At 60.2% G+C, this 14,916-nt stretch carries 19 protein-coding genes and 2 pseudogenes; 11 read left to right on the top strand and 10 right to left on the bottom strand.

Translation table 11 applies throughout. The annotated features are described in order from the left end of the window. Positions 1-1,363 (top strand): annotated as a pseudogene (locus E5W70_RS04675) (transketolase); the annotation flags it as partial. Between the two features lie 136 nt (positions 1,364-1,499). Here the strand turns inward: E5W70_RS04675 and E5W70_RS04670 are convergent. Continuing rightward, positions 1,500-1,691, bottom strand: a complete 192-nt coding sequence (locus tag E5W70_RS04670) for a HigA family addiction module antitoxin (protein ID WP_292654523.1) — start codon at positions 1,689-1,691, stop codon at positions 1,500-1,502. 145 nt (positions 1,692-1,836) lie between these two features. On the opposite strand from E5W70_RS04670, the gene E5W70_RS04665 reads away from it, so the two are divergent. The 4 genes from E5W70_RS04665 to E5W70_RS04650 all read left to right on the top strand — a co-directional run bounded on the left by E5W70_RS04665 (position 1,837) and on the right by E5W70_RS04650 (position 4,130). Continuing rightward, on the top strand, positions 1,837-2,997 hold the full coding sequence (locus E5W70_RS04665; protein WP_292654520.1) for an acyltransferase: 1,161 nt from the start codon (positions 1,837-1,839) through the stop codon (positions 2,995-2,997). Between the two features lie 96 nt (positions 2,998-3,093). Next, on the top strand, positions 3,094-3,261 hold the full coding sequence (locus tag E5W70_RS04660) for a hypothetical protein (protein ID WP_292654518.1): 168 nt from the start codon (positions 3,094-3,096) through the stop codon (positions 3,259-3,261). Between the two features lie 207 nt (positions 3,262-3,468). Continuing rightward, positions 3,469-3,714, top strand: a complete 246-nt coding sequence (locus E5W70_RS04655; RefSeq protein ID WP_292654515.1) for a hypothetical protein — start codon at positions 3,469-3,471, stop codon at positions 3,712-3,714. A gap of 290 nt (positions 3,715-4,004) precedes the next feature. Further along, on the top strand, positions 4,005-4,130 hold the full coding sequence (locus tag E5W70_RS04650; RefSeq protein WP_292654512.1) for a hypothetical protein: 126 nt from the start codon (positions 4,005-4,007) through the stop codon (positions 4,128-4,130). A gap of 66 nt (positions 4,131-4,196) precedes the next feature. Here E5W70_RS04650 and E5W70_RS04645 read toward each other — a convergent pair whose 3' ends face one another. The 6 genes from E5W70_RS04645 to E5W70_RS04620 form a co-directional block, all read right to left on the bottom strand. Beyond that, the gene (locus E5W70_RS04645) at positions 4,197-4,514 is read right to left on the bottom strand and encodes a YMGG-like glycine zipper-containing protein (RefSeq protein WP_292654509.1); all 318 of its coding nucleotides are present in this window, start codon (positions 4,512-4,514) and stop codon (positions 4,197-4,199) included. Positions 4,515-4,707: 193 nt separating this feature from the next. Continuing rightward, complete coding sequence (locus tag E5W70_RS04640) at positions 4,708-5,109, bottom strand: type II toxin-antitoxin system HicB family antitoxin (protein WP_292654506.1); 402 nt, start codon at positions 5,107-5,109, stop codon at positions 4,708-4,710. A 4-nt stretch (positions 5,110-5,113) separates the two neighbouring features. Next, a complete protein-coding gene (locus E5W70_RS04635) occupies positions 5,114-5,320 on the bottom strand; it encodes a type II toxin-antitoxin system HicA family toxin (protein ID WP_292654503.1) in 207 nt (68 codons plus the stop codon). A gap of 646 nt (positions 5,321-5,966) precedes the next feature. After that, positions 5,967-6,257: a hypothetical protein gene (locus E5W70_RS04630; RefSeq protein ID WP_292654500.1), complete on the bottom strand. Its 291-nt coding sequence runs from the start codon at positions 6,255-6,257 to the stop codon at positions 5,967-5,969. 135 nt (positions 6,258-6,392) lie between these two features. Further along, entirely contained in the window at positions 6,393-6,737 is a 345-nt protein-coding gene (locus E5W70_RS04625; RefSeq protein WP_292654498.1) for a hypothetical protein, read from the bottom strand. Positions 6,738-6,904: 167 nt separating this feature from the next. Then, entirely contained in the window at positions 6,905-7,114 is a 210-nt protein-coding gene (locus tag E5W70_RS04620) for a hypothetical protein (RefSeq protein ID WP_292654496.1), read from the bottom strand. Between E5W70_RS04620 and E5W70_RS04615 the strand changes: the two genes are divergently transcribed. Further along, complete coding sequence (locus E5W70_RS04615; RefSeq protein WP_292654494.1) at positions 7,107-7,700, top strand: hypothetical protein; 594 nt, start codon at positions 7,107-7,109, stop codon at positions 7,698-7,700. The two genes, E5W70_RS04620 and E5W70_RS04615, sit on opposite strands and share 8 nt — an antisense overlap. A gap of 3 nt (positions 7,701-7,703) precedes the next feature. Beyond that, on the top strand, positions 7,704-7,964 hold the full coding sequence (locus E5W70_RS04610; protein WP_292654492.1) for a hypothetical protein: 261 nt from the start codon (positions 7,704-7,706) through the stop codon (positions 7,962-7,964). Here the strand turns inward: E5W70_RS04610 and E5W70_RS04605 are convergent. Together E5W70_RS04605 and E5W70_RS04600 are read right to left on the bottom strand one after the other, a co-directional pair. After that, positions 7,961-8,664 (bottom strand): annotated as a pseudogene (locus E5W70_RS04605) (SOS response-associated peptidase). The gene E5W70_RS04610 and the pseudogene E5W70_RS04605 overlap by 4 nt on opposite strands. Positions 8,665-9,335: 671 nt before the next feature. Beyond that, on the bottom strand, positions 9,336-9,491 hold the full coding sequence (locus E5W70_RS04600; protein ID WP_292654490.1) for a DUF3606 domain-containing protein: 156 nt from the start codon (positions 9,489-9,491) through the stop codon (positions 9,336-9,338). Positions 9,492-11,023: 1,532 nt separating this feature from the next. On the opposite strand from E5W70_RS04600, the gene E5W70_RS04590 reads away from it, so the two are divergent. Together E5W70_RS04590 and E5W70_RS04585 are read left to right on the top strand one after the other, a co-directional pair. Next, positions 11,024-11,239: a ribbon-helix-helix protein, CopG family gene (locus E5W70_RS04590; RefSeq protein WP_292654487.1), complete on the top strand. Its 216-nt coding sequence runs from the start codon at positions 11,024-11,026 to the stop codon at positions 11,237-11,239. Then, positions 11,233-11,598, top strand: a complete 366-nt coding sequence (locus E5W70_RS04585) for a type II toxin-antitoxin system VapC family toxin (RefSeq protein WP_292654484.1) — start codon at positions 11,233-11,235, stop codon at positions 11,596-11,598. Before E5W70_RS04590 ends, E5W70_RS04585 begins: the two co-directional genes overlap by 7 nt. A 228-nt stretch (positions 11,599-11,826) precedes the next feature. Here the strand turns inward: E5W70_RS04585 and E5W70_RS04580 are convergent, their stop codons facing one another. After that, entirely contained in the window at positions 11,827-12,507 is a 681-nt protein-coding gene (locus E5W70_RS04580) for a GntR family transcriptional regulator (protein ID WP_292654482.1), read from the bottom strand. A gap of 232 nt (positions 12,508-12,739) precedes the next feature. Here E5W70_RS04580 and E5W70_RS04575 point away from each other — a divergent pair, with 232 nt between their 5' ends. Beyond that, a complete protein-coding gene (locus tag E5W70_RS04575) occupies positions 12,740-13,867 on the top strand; it encodes a sugar ABC transporter substrate-binding protein (protein WP_292654479.1) in 1,128 nt (375 codons plus the stop codon). A gap of 74 nt (positions 13,868-13,941) precedes the next feature. Beyond that, positions 13,942-14,916 (top strand): ATP-binding cassette domain-containing protein (locus E5W70_RS04570; protein WP_292654652.1); only part of this gene is annotated, 975 nt, incomplete at its 3' end.

Below are 14,916 nucleotides of genomic sequence, written 5' to 3'. Positions count from 1 at the left end.
AGTCTTTCGCGCCTCGATGTCGATCGGCGAGGGGCGGGAGTGGGATGCCTTCGAAGGCTTGGATATTGGCGAGGTTGATCTCCGACGCTTCCTCGATGCGGTGCCTTTTGCCGCGAAAGGCCGACGCCGCCGGCACGCCCAACGCATCCTCGTCCCCGATCGTCTCGGCCCGGAAGCCAAGGGCAGCGTTTCCACCCAGGTCGGCTTCGGCAGGATCCTGGATGAAATTGCACGGGCCGGCGGGCCGCTTGCCGACGCTATCGTCACAACATCCCCCGATGTCACCGTTTCGACCAATCTCGGCCCTTGGGTCAACCGGCGCGGCCTGTTTGCGCGTCGCTCGCTTGCCGACACGTTCCGCAGCGAACGCATAGCCTCGGCGCAGAAATGGGAATTCGGCCCATCCGGCCAGCACATCGAGCTCGGCATCGCCGAGAACAATCTGTTCATCCTGCTGTCGGCCCTCGGGCTGTCGCATTCGGTCTTCGGCAAACGGCTGCTGCCGATCGGCACGCTCTACGATCCGTTCATCCAGCGCGGCCTCGATGCGCTCAACTATGCCTGCTACCAGGATGCGCGCTTTCTCGTTGCAGCCACCCCGTCGGGCGTCACGCTGGCGCCGGAGGGTGGCGCGCATCAGTCAATTGCCACCCAGTTGATCGGCATGGCGCAGGACGGGCTAGCCGCCTACGAGCCGGCATTCGTCGATGAGTTGAGCGTCATCATGCGTTTTGCGCTGGACTACATTCAGCGCGACGGCGACGCCGTGCTGTCGGAGCGCACCTGGCTGCGCGACGAGACCGGCGGCTCGGTCTATCTGCGGCTCTCGACGCGCCCGGTTGAGCAGATCATTCGTACCATGACGCAGGACGTCGAGCAGGACATTGTCGACGGCGGCTATTGGCTGCGGCATCCCGGTCCGAATGCCGAGGTGATCGTCGCCTATACAGGCGCCGTCGCGCCGGAAGCCATCGAGGCGGTCGGTATGATGGCGGAGGATCGTCGCGACGTCGGTCTTTTGGCGGTGACCTCGGCCGACCGGTTGAACGCAGGCTGGACGGCGGCAAGCCGCGCACGTGAGCGCGGCCTTGTTCATGCCAGAAGCCATGTCGAACGGCTGTTCGCCGACCTTCCAGCCCATTGTGCGATCGTCACCGTCGCCGACGGCCACCCAGCGGCACTCGGCTGGCTGGGCTCAGTCTACGGCCACCGCACGCGTAGTCTCGGCGTCGAGCACTTTGGCCAGTCGGGGACAATCGGTGATCTTTATCGCCACTTCGGAATCGACGCCAATTCCATAGCGACAGCCGCCGACCGGATTGCCGGCGGTCGCCCCATCCGCTATCTGCGCGCGCTGGATTGACCGATGACATTCACGGCTGCTGCAGACCGGAAGGCGAATGCTGTGCCTAAGATGCGGCCTCGCCTAGTTGGCTCTGCGCGCCATGCCGGCTCCAGGCCGCTTCGTCTCCAGTCGGGTGCCGCGACCGCAAAACTGTTCAGCCAGCAACTTGGAGCTGTTCGATCTCAGCAATCTCGGCCTGCTTCGCTCGGCCTTGAACGGCGAGGTCACAGCTGGCCTGCATGTTCATCCAGAACTGCGGCGTGGTGCCGAAGAACTTGGCCAGACGCAGAGCGGTATCCGGAGTGATCGGGGTCGCCTCGTGCGTCAAGCGCTGATGGGCAGTCAACCAGACAAATGCGCATCCGCATGCAAATCATGGCCTTGAACGTTTTTCCGTAACAACCCAGCGCAAATCGTGTTCCCTCCGCACGGTTGACATTCCTCCGTCAGCCGCCATGCTGCATTGCAACATGGCCATCGAGAAGTTCGGCATGACGGAAGCATCGCGCATCGAGTGCCTGGACGGGCTTCGGGCGCTCGCCGCGATCTGGGTGCTCATTGGGCACTGCCTGCTGTTGACCGGCTGGCAGATTCCTGTCCTCGTCGAACCGGACCTCGGCGTCGATCTGTTCATCATGCTGTCCGGCTTCTTGATGGTGTTCCACTATCAGTTGCGCCAGGACAAGGAGCCCTGGCAAAGGCCGGAAACCTGGCTGAAATTCTGGACCCGCCGCTATTTCAGGATAGCGCCGCTGTTCTACGTCATGCTGTTCGCTGCCCTGGCGCTCGGCCCTTATCTCTACCAGTCCAGGATGGTCATCGACGAGTTCCTGCTGCGGTCGCCGCAGGCGCCCGAGCGTTATCTCGACAGCGGCCTGAAGAATATCGGCGCCCATCTGCTGTTCCTGTTCGGCCTGGTGCCGAATTTCGCCTATCGCACGCCGCTGCCCGACTGGAGCCTGGGGCTGGAGATGCAGTTCTACGCACTATTCCCGGCGGTCATGCTGCTGGTGCGCAGGCTTGACTGGATATGGAGCGGCATCCTTGTTGCGGCGGTCGGCAGCGCGATCGTGTTCTTGATGGGACAATTATCGGTGCACTTTCCGATGCCGTCGTTCCTGCCGCTGAAGATGCAGATTTTCCTGTGTGGGATGTTGCTGGCGGGCGTCGTCCATCAAAGGCAGAAGCGGCCTTTCATGCATCTGGCATTAGCCATGGCTCTGGCCGCGCTGCCCTTCGGCGGCGGCTACGGGCTTGGCAAGTTTTTGATGCGCGAAGCGCTCGTCGTGGGTTTCTTTGCCCTGGTCCTCTACCGGATGCTGCCGGGAATAGCGGGCATCGTGGCCAGAAAGATCGCCATGACGCTCGCCAACAGGTTCTTCCATCTGATGGGTGAGCTTTCCTTCAGCATCTATCTGATCCATCTGCTGGTTCTCCAGCCGGTTGCGGCTCTGGTCATCACCCAGTTCGGCCACGAATTGTCGGCGCCGCTGCGCTTCGCGATCGTCACTGTCGTCGTCCTGCCGGTGGTCTGCCTGCTGTCCTGGATCACCTACACGCTGATCGAAGTGCCCGGCCAGAAGATGGGCCGTTTCGTGGTGCAGCGCTTTGGGCGGAGCCCGGCGCTCGAGGCGGTCAAGCCCGGCACATGACCAGCCGCCAGGCGGGTTCGAGCTGCACCAGCGCCCTCTCATTGGGGCTGCGGGCGACGTCAATCATGCTGGCCTTGTAGGTCGGGATGCGCCATCTTGATGGGGAACGCCGCCCACCAGCACTTCGCCGAACAGCGCGTCCCTATCGTTGGGCTCGGCGAATTCGCCAATGATGCCGAGCGGGCGCTGGCGGCGAATTGGGACTGCACGGCCTCGAGCGTAAAGAACATGACGTACATCGGGCTAAAGACCACCGAGGCCTGACCGGCGAAGGGCGGGCGTCAGACGTCCCGCCCTTCGGGAAGTCACGTCGGCCCCTTGTGGCGAATCCCAAGTTCACCCGCTGCGCTGCGCCAGAGTGATGTGAATGTTGCGGTTCGCCACATCATTCATGTTGCTCTTTGGTCAATTGACGACACCAAACAGTTACAAGAAAGGGCGATGCTGCCCGTCTCGGCAAGGGAGGTAACTATGAATATGAAGTACAAAACAGTTCAGGAAGTGCTCCGAAAAGCGGGCATTGTCATGAGCAAGAAGGGGGAAGTTCATCGTATAAACTTCTTCAGCGGCCTGGAAAACACCGCCTACTATACACCAACTCTTCAGGATGCCCTGGACAAGGGCCTGGGTATGGCGGGAGGTGCCGGAAGGGTGAAATCAGCGCCCGTTGCCAAGTCAGCCGAGACAGGGATACCGACCAGCGCAGGCATCGGCTGACACAATTCAAGCAAGACATCGCCGCGTTGCGCGGCGGTGTCGTGAAACTGCAATAGCAGAAGCATTGCCTTCTTCCTTGCTGTAATGGGAAAAAGACCGATCACGCAGCATGTGCCATCCATTTCCTGACGGGAGGTTGGCGTCGTGACGGCCGCGTGCACGAGACGTGCAACGTTCTGCCCAAGCCACAAATCACAAAAAAATCCCTAGCCGCCTTGAAGCGGCTTTTTGCCATGGAGGCACCATGCCCCCGTTTTCCCCGACCAACCATGCTGACGGAGGCCTCAACCATGGCCATCACCCGGCTCGACATCGCCAACATGGCGCTCGCGGTGCTCGACGAGGCGCCAATCGACAGCTTCGACCAGAGAGAGATATGCCGACAGGCAGGTGAGGGCTGTGCCAGCATTTCATAACCGCGCCGCCCCTCACCCCCGGTGGGGCGCTCTCCCCAAAATTGTGACGGGGAGAAGCGTTAACGGTCAATAATCGCCGTTGTAATAGCGGTCGTCGCAGGGCGCGGTGTAGATGCGGCCGCTGGTGCGGTCCTGATAGCGGCAAAGCTGTTCGCTGCGCGGCTGCGGCGTGGTGGCGTTGCCGACGACGGCACCCAGCAAGGCGCCGGCTCCAGCGCCGATGACCGTGCTCTTGGTGTTGCCGCCGATCGCCTGGCCGGCAAGCGCGCCGGCGCCGGCGCCGAGCAGCGCACCGGTACTGGTTCTCTGCTGTGCTTCGGTCTGCGCGCAGCCTGCCAGCGCAGCGGTTACGAACATGGCGGCAATGGCTCTGGACATGGTCATCGTCTGATACTCCCTTGAAGTCTATGAACTAATTCGCAGGCTGATTTTGCCAAGTACGGTCGCATTTGCGGCGGAACATAGGCACCGTGCCTCACGAAATAAGACATGGTTGTTTTTGTCTGACGGCTCCGGTCCGGAATAAATATAACCGAACAGGACCACAGAGCTTCATCTCAAATCGACCTTCGAGGGGCTACGCTGCCTCGATCTGCATCACCTTTTTCGCCGCAGCGATCAGAAATCCCGATCGGCTGTAGCCGTGGCGCACCGCATACTGGTCGATCTGGTCGAGGACATCTTCCGGAATGGTGACATTGACACGCACGACCTTCGCCGCTTCGGCCTTCAAAGGAACCAGAATGGCGACACCGCTCAGATTGTCCTTGTCCGACATCACTTCCTCGAGGGAGGATGGCTCGGGAATGGCCTCGCCGTCCTCGACCAAGCCCTGGACATGAAAGGCCAGTGCTTCCTCGGCCATGGCGCGGGCGTCGTCCAGGCTGACGCCGGCTGTGACCAGCTCCGGAAAATCAGGAAAGGAGACGCCGAAGTCGCTGTCCGTTTCCTTGTGGATTAGTCCGATGTAATTGCGCATTTCTCTACCTCAGCTTCACGCCGGATTGTTTTTCGATACTTTTGAGAGTGCCGATCGGGATGTCGCGCTTAGGGTGCGGTACTGTTACTCGGCCCGATTTGGCTTTGTGCTTGAACTGGGCGTGACTTCCTTTTCGAGCCACTTCGTACCAGCCATCCGCCAACAGCCGGTGAATGACATGGCGCTCTTCATGTTGTGTATAGACACACATAGTCGATCCAAACGTCCATGAGAATTGCCGCAGGTTACATGCCGCGGTCCTCAAGCTGAACCGTTCCTCAAATCCTCAAAAACGGAGAAACCAAATGAGTCGAGGTCTTCCCCGGACGTGCCGCCGCAGAGAAGCCGGCCTCGCCCCACCCAAGGCAGGGCTGATAGTCAGAACGACCGGACAAGGCGGCGCCTGCCGAACCGTCTTCTCCTTCAATGCCATGCCAGTGCCGTTACACTACTCTGGGAGAACTGGGCGACAGTGCTTGAGGCCGCTTGGCTTAGACCAATGGCGTTCCGTCGGACCAGAATGCCATAGAGTTTTCGTCCACCAGATAGCCTACTGAGGCCGCAGCCATGGCCTGAAATCGTCGGGGTGCGTGCTGCGATGCAGGCTCGCGTTGTGCTTGGAGCGTGCTGGGAATCATCGAGCCGGTGTTCCTGAAATGGGGATACAGACCCCCGGTCAATATGTCGTACCGGCTTTGCGGCATATTGAAACGTTTGTAGAGTTTCTCCGCCGGCCGCTGGGCGCCAAAGCCCGTTAGACGATGAAAGTGCCAGCGGCGCCTTCTTGTCGAGCATGGCCTTGGCGGTCATCAGATCGTCGCTTCGCTTTTATGCATCCGCAGCCTAGCTGAGGGTAGTTACGCTCTCCCGTCCGTCTCGCTTTCCTCGTCGATCGTCCGAACCGGCAAATAGGCATTGGTTTCCAGCCATTCTCGCAAAATGATCTGAATAAGGTCTGGCCTGCCGATTTTCATCTCGGCTGCTACGGAATCGAGTGCATCTGCGGTCGCGGGCTCCAGCGGCACACCACCGACGTTTCGGAGCATCAAAGCAGCGCGACGCAGGAGGATCTGCAAATCCGCGCGAGACATGTCGGCTATGCGCTGAGCTGCGTGTTCGAGATCTTCAGCAACAGACTGGCGTGTCATTGGCATAACTCGGTGCATGGCATCCGGCCTTCGCTCTGCTGCTCAGCTGGATCGTGTTGGCCAAGGCTGCGGCTATCGTGGGTCGAAGGCGGTAAACAATCATTTTCCGCACTTTTTGCAGAGGATGGCTGGCCTTCAGTATGCTCGTCGTCTTTCATTTGCTGTTGCCGGGCCGGTGCGTTGGGCTCGTCCGATGGCCAGAGCTACAGGGTCGCTTCGACTGAGTGGACCTATTGCAACAGTGCCGACTATGGGCACCATGGGCGGCTCGTCATCTTGTACTTTCCTGGTTCTTAGCTCAGTGATTTCCTCATCACGCCTGGCAATGCGGCTTTCCAGATTGGCGAGACGCTCGGTCAACAAATAGCGGCCGACCGCAAATCCGCCTCCTCCGAAAAGAACAGCAAAACTGGCAAAGGCGGCCGGGTTGGCCAGCATCAGCGCGGAGTTGGTTTCCAAAAAGCTGATAAGGTTCTGCATCGTCAATTCGACCCCGTCATGCTGCAAAACAAGCTAGCTTTCATCACCGGCTGGCCGGCCCTAGTTGTCGCGACCGTCCGGGCTCATTGCCGCTCGAGGATCCTCAGTCGCTCGCCGTCATCCCCATAGCCGTCGGGCGGCATGAGGGCCTTTCGGACGTCCATGACTCATCCCAAGATTGGCGGCGTGTCGTCGTAACCGAGAGCCACCAGTCCAGGGTGCCGATGAGCGAAAGCCAGAATTTGAGTCTCAAGCTCGCAGTTGTAAGCCATGAGAGCCTTTACGGTCTCAAGGGGGCTTTCGTATCGGGCGATGAGCTTGACCGCTTCAGAATGGAGTTCAGCTTTGGCTTCAGCGTCGAGGCGAATAATGCCCATTGTCGTCCCTCCTAATATTTGCCCGACGCGGGGCCAAGAGTTTGTCAAGACGGTCCTGGAGGTGGCCCTTGAGGACGATCATTTCCTTGAGCGCCTTCACCGCGTCGCCCTTGTGCTGGGCAATGAATTTGTCGGCAGTCGCCTGCAGCGCAGCCTCCTGGCGGCTGTCCAGTCTCACAATGTGATCCATGGCCGTTGCTCCAGACCTTCTTTGCTAAGTGAACAAAAACGGAACAAAAATGTCAAGAGCGAATTGACTCTGCGAGGAATGCCTTCCTATTTGTCAGCAGGCGGGGCGGTTGCTCACAAATCGAGGAGAGCCGCGATGGGCAGACGAAAAAGCCGGTTCGACAGGCTGTCGGCGAGGGATGCGGAGGCGATCATCAGGGACGCTTTGAGCCTGCGCCGGACGGTGCTGTCGTCGCAGCTGCATCTGAAGGCGCATGGCGAGCTGTTCTGGCAGCTTTGCGGGCTTGTCGAGAAATTGCATGAGGTGCTGGCCAGCGTAGCGGAGAAGGAGCCCGATTATCGGATGGCGGAGCTTGGCCTGCTTCCGCTCCCCGAGGATTACGCGACCCGGAAATAACCCATGGCCGGGCCGATGGACAGCGTTGGGCGTGCCGCCAAGGCCAACATGCTGCTTATCGTGGAATGCGGCCACTGCTATCATGTCGGACGCTTCAGGGCGAATGACGTCGCCCAGGTGGTGGGCTGGAACAAGCCGCTGGAAGCGATCAGGTTCAAGTGCAAGCGATGCAGCCGCAAGGACACGACGGTGAAGACGCAGTTCATCGACCAGGATCATCCGCCCAAGGGCTACATCTGGGTGCTGCAGAAATTCAAGCGCTAAAACAATGAGCCTTGCGCCGGCGCCTGCTGCGGAAACTTGATCTGCGTCGCCGGTTTTTCGACGATCACCAGCGCGTCATCGGGCGCCGTGCGCTGCAGGTGTCTTGCCTCCGACCATGGCGCCGTCAGCCAGGCTTCGGTTTCTTCCGGCGTGGTCAGGATCACCGGCATCGCTTTGTCGTGGATCGGCGCGATCAGCGCGTTGGGCCTGGTCGTCATGAAGCCATAGACCTGGTGATCGGCGGGGCCGTCCTTGACCTTGCGAGTGCCCTGCCAGCGCGTCCACAGACCGGCGAAGAAGAACAGCGGGCGGTCCTCGCCGAGTGCAAACCAATAGTTGCGCTGAATGCCGGTCTCGGGGTCCTTGTCGCCGGGCGCTGGGCTGGGCTCGGCGAAGCTGGTGACGGGCACCACGCAGCGGTTCTCGATGCCGAGATATTGCTGCCAATGGCCGTATTGCGGGTTGCGAATGTTGGTGGTGCCATAGTCGGCCTTGCCCTTCACCCGCTCCAGTGGCGTCGGCATGCCCCACAGCAGATTGGCCAGTTCGCGTTCGCCGTCCGGCGCGTTGCGCACCACCGGGCCTGGCTGATTGGGATAGATGTCGATGGAGGGTTCGAGATTGCCGAGGATATCGCGCAGGCGCGCGTCCACTGTCGCATGGCCTCCTGGCTGGTCGTGATGTTGTAGAGATTGCACATGGCCTGGAATGTGCCCCAATCGCTGCTGTGTCGCAACGTCCACGGGGCAATAGGCATGGCTTCCAAGTCCCCTGACATGGCCTAGCAGAAGTTTAGCAACATTTGCTTATGGTGAGCTCACACAAGGTCGCCCCTCTTAGCAGCCTTAGAATGCATCCGAGCGGTGTTGGCTGTCGCGATCTCCGACGAGAGCGGGCTTCGCCCGGCCTTATCTCTGCGCAACAATATCGCGCATGTAAGATACGCGGAAAACCTTGCCACCTGAGCGCCGACACGAATTATCGCGCATCTGTAATGCGCGATAATTCCATGCCGCACCTTGTCGGACAGCAGTTCACCGCCGGGTCAGAATCGGGAATACTTTCGCTTGCTCGGGATCAGGAATCCGCCCTTTATCAGCTCCAGGGCGTCGAGTGCCTCTTCCCCCTGCAAATTTGTCAGAGCTACCCCGTCTGTGAAGACAACCTCGTCGTCATCTATATCATAGACCTCCCAAAACCCGTTCCTGACTCTTCGGAGGGCGTGACGACGTTCCATAAGTAGATGCTAATTGAGTCGCGCGAAATGGAGGAAAAAATTTGAGAACGGGCGAAATTAGCAGTGGAAAAGCTGGACGCACCGCGAGCTTGCCCTCCGAAGTCCACGCGCCATCTGCGCCTTGGCAGCTTCCCTCAGCGGGCCCGGTCATTCCCGTGGGTCCTGATGAACTGCCGAACATGGTCTGGCGCCACGCCATTCTGCTGGGCGAAATATTCCACCTCATGGACTTCGTGCGCCGATACGTGGGTGCGGTCTCGAAGATCCAGCTTGCTGTGATCGTCAGCCATCCTGGTGCTCCTTCAGCTTTGGATCAACGCACCGCTGGCAAGCAACTTTCGTTGCCGAGCCGCGGAAACTTCTCTGTGCCACCGCCAGGCGCCCCAAAGAAGCAGCCGGCGAATCCAGTGGGTCAAACCTGGTGTGAGAAGACTGCGCGTCAAGCATCTTTCGCGGCGATCGCGGACGGGTGTGGCCCGGCACCCACCCGGCGGGGTGTCAGCAGGATGCCGGGCCTGACCGGCGGGGTTAGAGGGGCAGCGCCGGCTATCGAAATATGAGCTAATGCTAATGGAAGCGAAGCATGCGAACGAAAGACGCAAAGGCCAGTCGATGACGAATAGGCCTACCCTAGCCTGTCTTGTCGTGCAGGTGCGTTCTGCGCTGGTGTGGGCGGTATTCTCGATCAGGCGGACATTGTCCAGATCAACTGTCACCAGCGGTCCAAGATCGATCGTCACTTGCTCCTCAACGATCCGGGTAACTTCTCCTCTAAGCTCGATCTGCTGGCCTCGCTTTACCTTCGAGGTGCTGTCCTTGATGGAATGCGGGAATTTGTAGCTTGGGATAGAAACACTTAAGCGATCCTCCATAACCCGACGCCGAACTGTAGCGGTTATTGCCACCTCATCTCCAATGCTGATCCGCGCCATGGAATGAGGGTGGAGCGGCCTTGGTGGTAGTCAATCTGTTGCTAATATACGCCACGGCAAGCGCTTCATGAACCGAGTGGTATGGAACCGCTGGCTGCTACTGCCCGTTGCTGTCAAATGACAAAGCACAAAAGCGGGATCAGCACGATGGACGGGCGCTGGCGCCAAAACAACACTTTTGAACTGTGCTGTCTCCTGGCCGTTCCGCTGTCACTGCTCCTTACGCTCCTGTTCGCGGGATTCGTCTTGAGCTGACCACGACCAGCCTCAAGTCCACTGCATCGCCTTCACTAGTATCGCTCGCCCGACGATCCTCGGGAATAGAGCGTCTTTCCGGCGCACATCATGGCGCTCCCATCCGTGCGTCAACTTTGGACGTTTCTCACTGAGTCATCTTGTTGGCGGCAATCCAGCCGCGGTGGCGAGCGCACGATCTCTTAGCTCGTGCTTTCGCGACTGCCCGGCCAATCCCTTGTGCAGTTCGAAGATTGCTAGCTTCTGCGGATAAGTGAGCGGCACCTTGGCTTTGCACCCGTCGCATATGAAATGCGCGATCGTTCTTATCGCAGAGCCCTTCCTTACAATCGGATGCGAGCAATTCGGACAGTCGAATGTGAGCGCAACATCAGACAAATCTTGGGCCAAAACCATTTCCACCTCCTGAGTGCGCCCAGTAGCTACACGCCAGCGAGTCTTGCTAGGCAACTCAGATGCCAATCCGATTGTGCCAAAGCGGGACTAGTCGCCTCACAAACCGCGCTTGCCCTGCGGGCCGAGACTATCAGGTTTGGGCGTTAGGCTTTGCCCGACAGAGCCCGGCCGGCCCGCACGGCACGCGATTACAAGTTGCGTAGCATATGATATGTATAAGCCATATCAGGGAGTGTGCGATGCGAGCCCTTATCGACATGAACGATGCCCGGGTTGAGGCCCTCGACAGACTTGCCAAACGGGCGCGCCAATCCCGTGCGTCCCTGATACGAGCGGCAATAGACGATTATCTCGACCGCCATCATCGCGAACAGGTCGAGGATGGCTTCGGCCTGTGGGGTAAGCGCAACGTTGATGGGCTGGCTTATCAGGAGAAAGTGCGCCGCGAATGGTAGGCGCGCTTTTCGACACCAATATCCTCACCGACCATCTGAACGCCGTCCCCCAGGCCCGCGAGGAAATCGAGCGCTTCGAGAGCCGTGCCATCAGTATCATCACCTGGATGGAAGTGATGGTTGCCGCAAACGCCGATCTGGTCGAGCCGACCCGGCTTTTCGTCGAAGGCTTCAAAGTCATCGCTCTGGACGAGGAGATCGCCAACCGTGCAGTAGCGCTGCGGCGAGCACATCGCATCAAGCTGCCCGACGCGGTGATATGGGCTACGGCGCAAACCGCCGGACGCTTGCTAGTGACCCGCAATACCAAAGACCTTCCACCTGACGATCCTGGGATACGCCAACCATACACCCTGTAGGGAGCGCGCCCCCGGCCCGTAACGATAGGAGCCAGCCCATGTCCCGTATTGCCTTTAGGCCCGTTATTCCTCCGAGAACCAGCGCCACGCCTCCATCGAGGACCAGTTGCGCCAGTGCCGTGCGCGCCGCGCGCGAGGGATGGACCGCGCTAGAGAACTAATCCGACCGGGATCTCCGGAGCATCTTAGCGGCGGCTCGCCGCCGTGTCGGCGCGATTTCGAGGAACGTTACTTCAGTAGTTTGATCAGCACTGTGAAAGCCGCGTCGATGTCAGCGCGAACCGCGGCCCGGACCGCTTCCGCATTGCGGTCTCGCAGCGCTGCAAACATCTGCTGATGGTGCTGATTGGCGGTCGAATAGTTTCCAGAATCGTGCAGCATGTTGAAATAGGGGCTGATCTGCAGCCACAGGTTCTCGATGATGCTGAGCATGTTTTCCGAGCCCGCGGCCCGATAGATGGAAAAGTGAAAGGCGTAATTGGCCCTGAGATAGGATTTGACATCGCCGGCGGCATTGGCCTGCTCGAGTGCCTCCAGATGCTGGCCCAGCAGCATCACGCCGTGATCGTCAATGCGTTCTGCGGCCCATGCGGCGGCGATCGCCTCGATTTCGAACCTGACGTTCCGGAGATCGATAAGCCGCGCACGACTTAATGCCGGGATACCGATCGAACGGCCCGAAACCACCATCAAGGCGTTGGCGGCGCTCAGACGCCGCAGTGCCTCGCGAACCGGCATCGGGCTGACGCCGAAAGCGTCTGCGAGGCTCTGCACCGTCACCATCTCACCTGGAACGATGCTGCCGTCGAGGATCAACTCGGTAACGTGCCGGTAAACCCTGTCCTGCAGGGTTTCCCTGGACAGCGGCGTGATCTCGACGCCCGGCTTCCTGAATGCCGCCCCAGCCATTTCTGCCAACCTTCCCCCGTTCGGGCGACGCTCTTGTCATCCGCGGCGCCTGTGCCCGGAATGCAAGGTTCGAATTGCCGCGTCAAGCGCCCGCGTGTCCAGCTTTTGCCTCTCAGCCATTTCATCATTGATCTTTGATCAAATCATGATACGGTCAGCCGCATCGGATGACAAGGCGTACGTCTCGTACCCTTGGGAGGCATTCGGTCGTCTGAACTGGGAGGAGTTTCGAATGGGTATCGGATCAAAAGGCCGGCGGCTTGCGCTGCTTGCCGGCATAGCTGTTTGCGTTCTTGGTACGTCCGCCGCCGAAGCGGCCGGAAAGCACAAGATATTTCTTAGCATGAGCTTCATCGGCAATGATTGGCAGGCCGAGGCCGCCAACATGGTCAAGGCGATGGCGTCGCACAAGAGCATGGCCGACAAGGTGGACCTCCAGGTCCAGGTGGCGGGGCCGAACGCACAGCGCCAGATCCAGCAGATCAATGCGATGGTGCAGGCAGGCGCCGAAGCCATCGTGATCTTCCCGATCTCGCCGACAGCGCTCAACCAAGTGGTGAAGAACGCCTGCGATAAGGGCGTGAAGGTGTTTGCCTATGATGCCGAGATCACCGAGCCCTGCGCCTACAATGTCCATATCGACCAGGAGGAGGCTGGCCGCGTGACGGCGGAGTGGCTGGTCAAGAAGCTTAATGGCAAAGGCAACATCATCGCGGTGACCGGCGTCCCCGGCACCTCCGTCGATGATCTGCGCACCAAGGCCGCGAAGGAGGTGTTTGCCAAGCATCCCGATATCAAGATCGTCGGCGAGGCTGTCGGTATGTGGAGCCAGGCGGTGGCCCGCACCGAACTTTCCAAGATATTGGCGACGCGCAGCTGGGACGACATCAACGGGCTATGGATGCAGGTCGGCTGCTTCACCGCCAATTCCATGCAGCTCGAGGCCGGCAAGACGACCAGCGAACTCCTGCCTTGCGCCGGCGAGGGTTCCAATGGCGGGCGTATCCAGATGCTGCCGGAGGGCACGGAGGTCGAGGGCGCGACGTCTCCCTATGCGCCGCTCGGCGCCTCGCGCATTTCCTACGCCTCGCCGCCTTATTCCGGGGCACTCGCTCTCAAGCTTGCCGTCGAGGCGCTTGAAGGCAAGGACGTTGCCAAGAAGACGATCCTGCCGCTGCCTGTCGTCACCAACGAGACGATAAAGCTTTGCGACGAGGGCACCTGGGCGGAGATGAAGGCTGGTTGCAACGCGTTCAAACCGTCGCTGGTCTCGAACCCAGGCTGGTTCGCCTCGATCTTCTCCGATCAGACACCCGAAATCGGTCTCGCGGCCGCCCTTGTAGGCCAGCCCGAGGAGTAGGCCCTCCGAAGTGGGCGTGGGGTGCTTTCGAGGCGGTCCACGTACCTTTCATGCAGGCCGGGACTGGGATCATGATGTCAGCGCATTCGACAGCTGTCGGCATAGAGGGCGTCCGCAAGGCGTTTGGCGCAACAGTCGCCCTCGATGACGTATCCTTCGAGATCACTTCCGGCAACGTGCACGCCTTGCTTGGAGAGAACGGTGCGGGCAAGTCCACGCTCGTCAAGCTGCTGTCGGGGCTGGTACGGCCCGACGACGGGCAAATCACCCTGTTAGGCGAACCGGCGCCACTCGGTTCGCCGCGCGCCGCGCACGCCAAAGGCGTGCAGACAGCCTTCCAGGAAATGACCCTGGTACGCGATCTCAGCGTTCTCGATAACATGTTGCTGCCTTACGCGCCCGTCGGTCCGATCGGCCTGATCAGGCGACTGAGCGCGCGCAAAGCAGTCCGCAAGCACATCTCCGATCTGGGGTTTACGGTCGATCTCGATGCCGAGGTAGCGACGCTCGATCTCGCCGTCCGCCAGAAGATCGAAATCGCGCGCGCGCTCTATCGCAAGCCGCGCATCCTTCTGCTCGACGAGCCCACTTCGACGCTGTCGGGTGGCGATGTCGAGTGGCTGGGCGCCATCATCGCGCAGTTAAAAGCGGCCGGTATCACGGTCGTGTTCATCACCCATCGCATGCGCGAGGTGCGGGCCTTCTGCGACACGCTGACCATTCTCAGGAACGGCCACCACATCGTGACCGCGCCGGTTGCGGATGTTTCGGATGGTGAGGTGATCGAAAAGATCATCGGCCGCAGCATCGCCCAGACCTTCCCGCCGAAACCAGAAAGCGAGGCCGCCTTCGGTCCGCCGGTGCTCGGCGTGCGCGATCTCAAAGCCGGGAGGAAGCTCGACGGCGTCAGTTTCGACCTTCGCAAGGGCGAGATCCTCGGCATTGCCGGATTGCAGGGCATGGGTCAGCTCGACCTGTTCCTCGCCTGTTTCGGCATGGCCGAGATCGAGCGCGGCCACATCCTGGTCGACGGGCGCGAAGTGTGGCTC

This window comes from Mesorhizobium sp., from assembly GCF_005063415.1.
Taxonomy (GTDB): Bacteria; Pseudomonadota; Alphaproteobacteria; order Rhizobiales; family Rhizobiaceae; genus Mesorhizobium.
This window is presented reverse-complemented; position numbering and strand designations above follow the sequence as displayed.

Coding starts and splice junctions, on each gene's coding strand:
- E5W70_RS04665 (WP_292654520.1), top strand. CDS start 1,837: ATGACGGAAGCATCGCGCATCGAGTGCCTGGACGGGCTTCGGGCGCTC.
- E5W70_RS04655 (WP_292654515.1), top strand. CDS start 3,469: ATGAATATGAAGTACAAAACAGTTCAGGAAGTGCTCCGAAAAGCGGGC.
- E5W70_RS04650 (WP_292654512.1), top strand. CDS start 4,005: ATGGCCATCACCCGGCTCGACATCGCCAACATGGCGCTCGCGGTGCTC.
- E5W70_RS04645 (WP_292654509.1), bottom strand. CDS start 4,514: ATGACCATGTCCAGAGCCATTGCCGCCATGTTCGTAACCGCTGCGCTG.
- E5W70_RS04640 (WP_292654506.1), bottom strand. CDS start 5,109: ATGCGCAATTACATCGGACTAATCCACAAGGAAACGGACAGCGACTTC.
- E5W70_RS04635 (WP_292654503.1), bottom strand. CDS start 5,320: ATGTGTGTCTATACACAACATGAAGAGCGCCATGTCATTCACCGGCTG.
- E5W70_RS04630 (WP_292654500.1), bottom strand. CDS start 6,257: ATGACACGCCAGTCTGTTGCTGAAGATCTCGAACACGCAGCTCAGCGC.
- E5W70_RS04625 (WP_292654498.1), bottom strand. CDS start 6,737: ATGCAGAACCTTATCAGCTTTTTGGAAACCAACTCCGCGCTGATGCTG.
- E5W70_RS04615 (WP_292654494.1), top strand. CDS start 7,107: ATGCCCATTGTCGTCCCTCCTAATATTTGCCCGACGCGGGGCCAAGAG.
- E5W70_RS04620 (WP_292654496.1), bottom strand. CDS start 7,114: ATGGGCATTATTCGCCTCGACGCTGAAGCCAAAGCTGAACTCCATTCT.
- E5W70_RS04610 (WP_292654492.1), top strand. CDS start 7,704: ATGGCCGGGCCGATGGACAGCGTTGGGCGTGCCGCCAAGGCCAACATG.
- E5W70_RS04600 (WP_292654490.1), bottom strand. CDS start 9,491: ATGGCTGACGATCACAGCAAGCTGGATCTTCGAGACCGCACCCACGTA.
- E5W70_RS04590 (WP_292654487.1), top strand. CDS start 11,024: ATGCGAGCCCTTATCGACATGAACGATGCCCGGGTTGAGGCCCTCGAC.
- E5W70_RS04585 (WP_292654484.1), top strand. CDS start 11,233: ATGGTAGGCGCGCTTTTCGACACCAATATCCTCACCGACCATCTGAAC.
- E5W70_RS04580 (WP_292654482.1), bottom strand. CDS start 12,507: ATGGCTGGGGCGGCATTCAGGAAGCCGGGCGTCGAGATCACGCCGCTG.
- E5W70_RS04575 (WP_292654479.1), top strand. CDS start 12,740: ATGGGTATCGGATCAAAAGGCCGGCGGCTTGCGCTGCTTGCCGGCATA.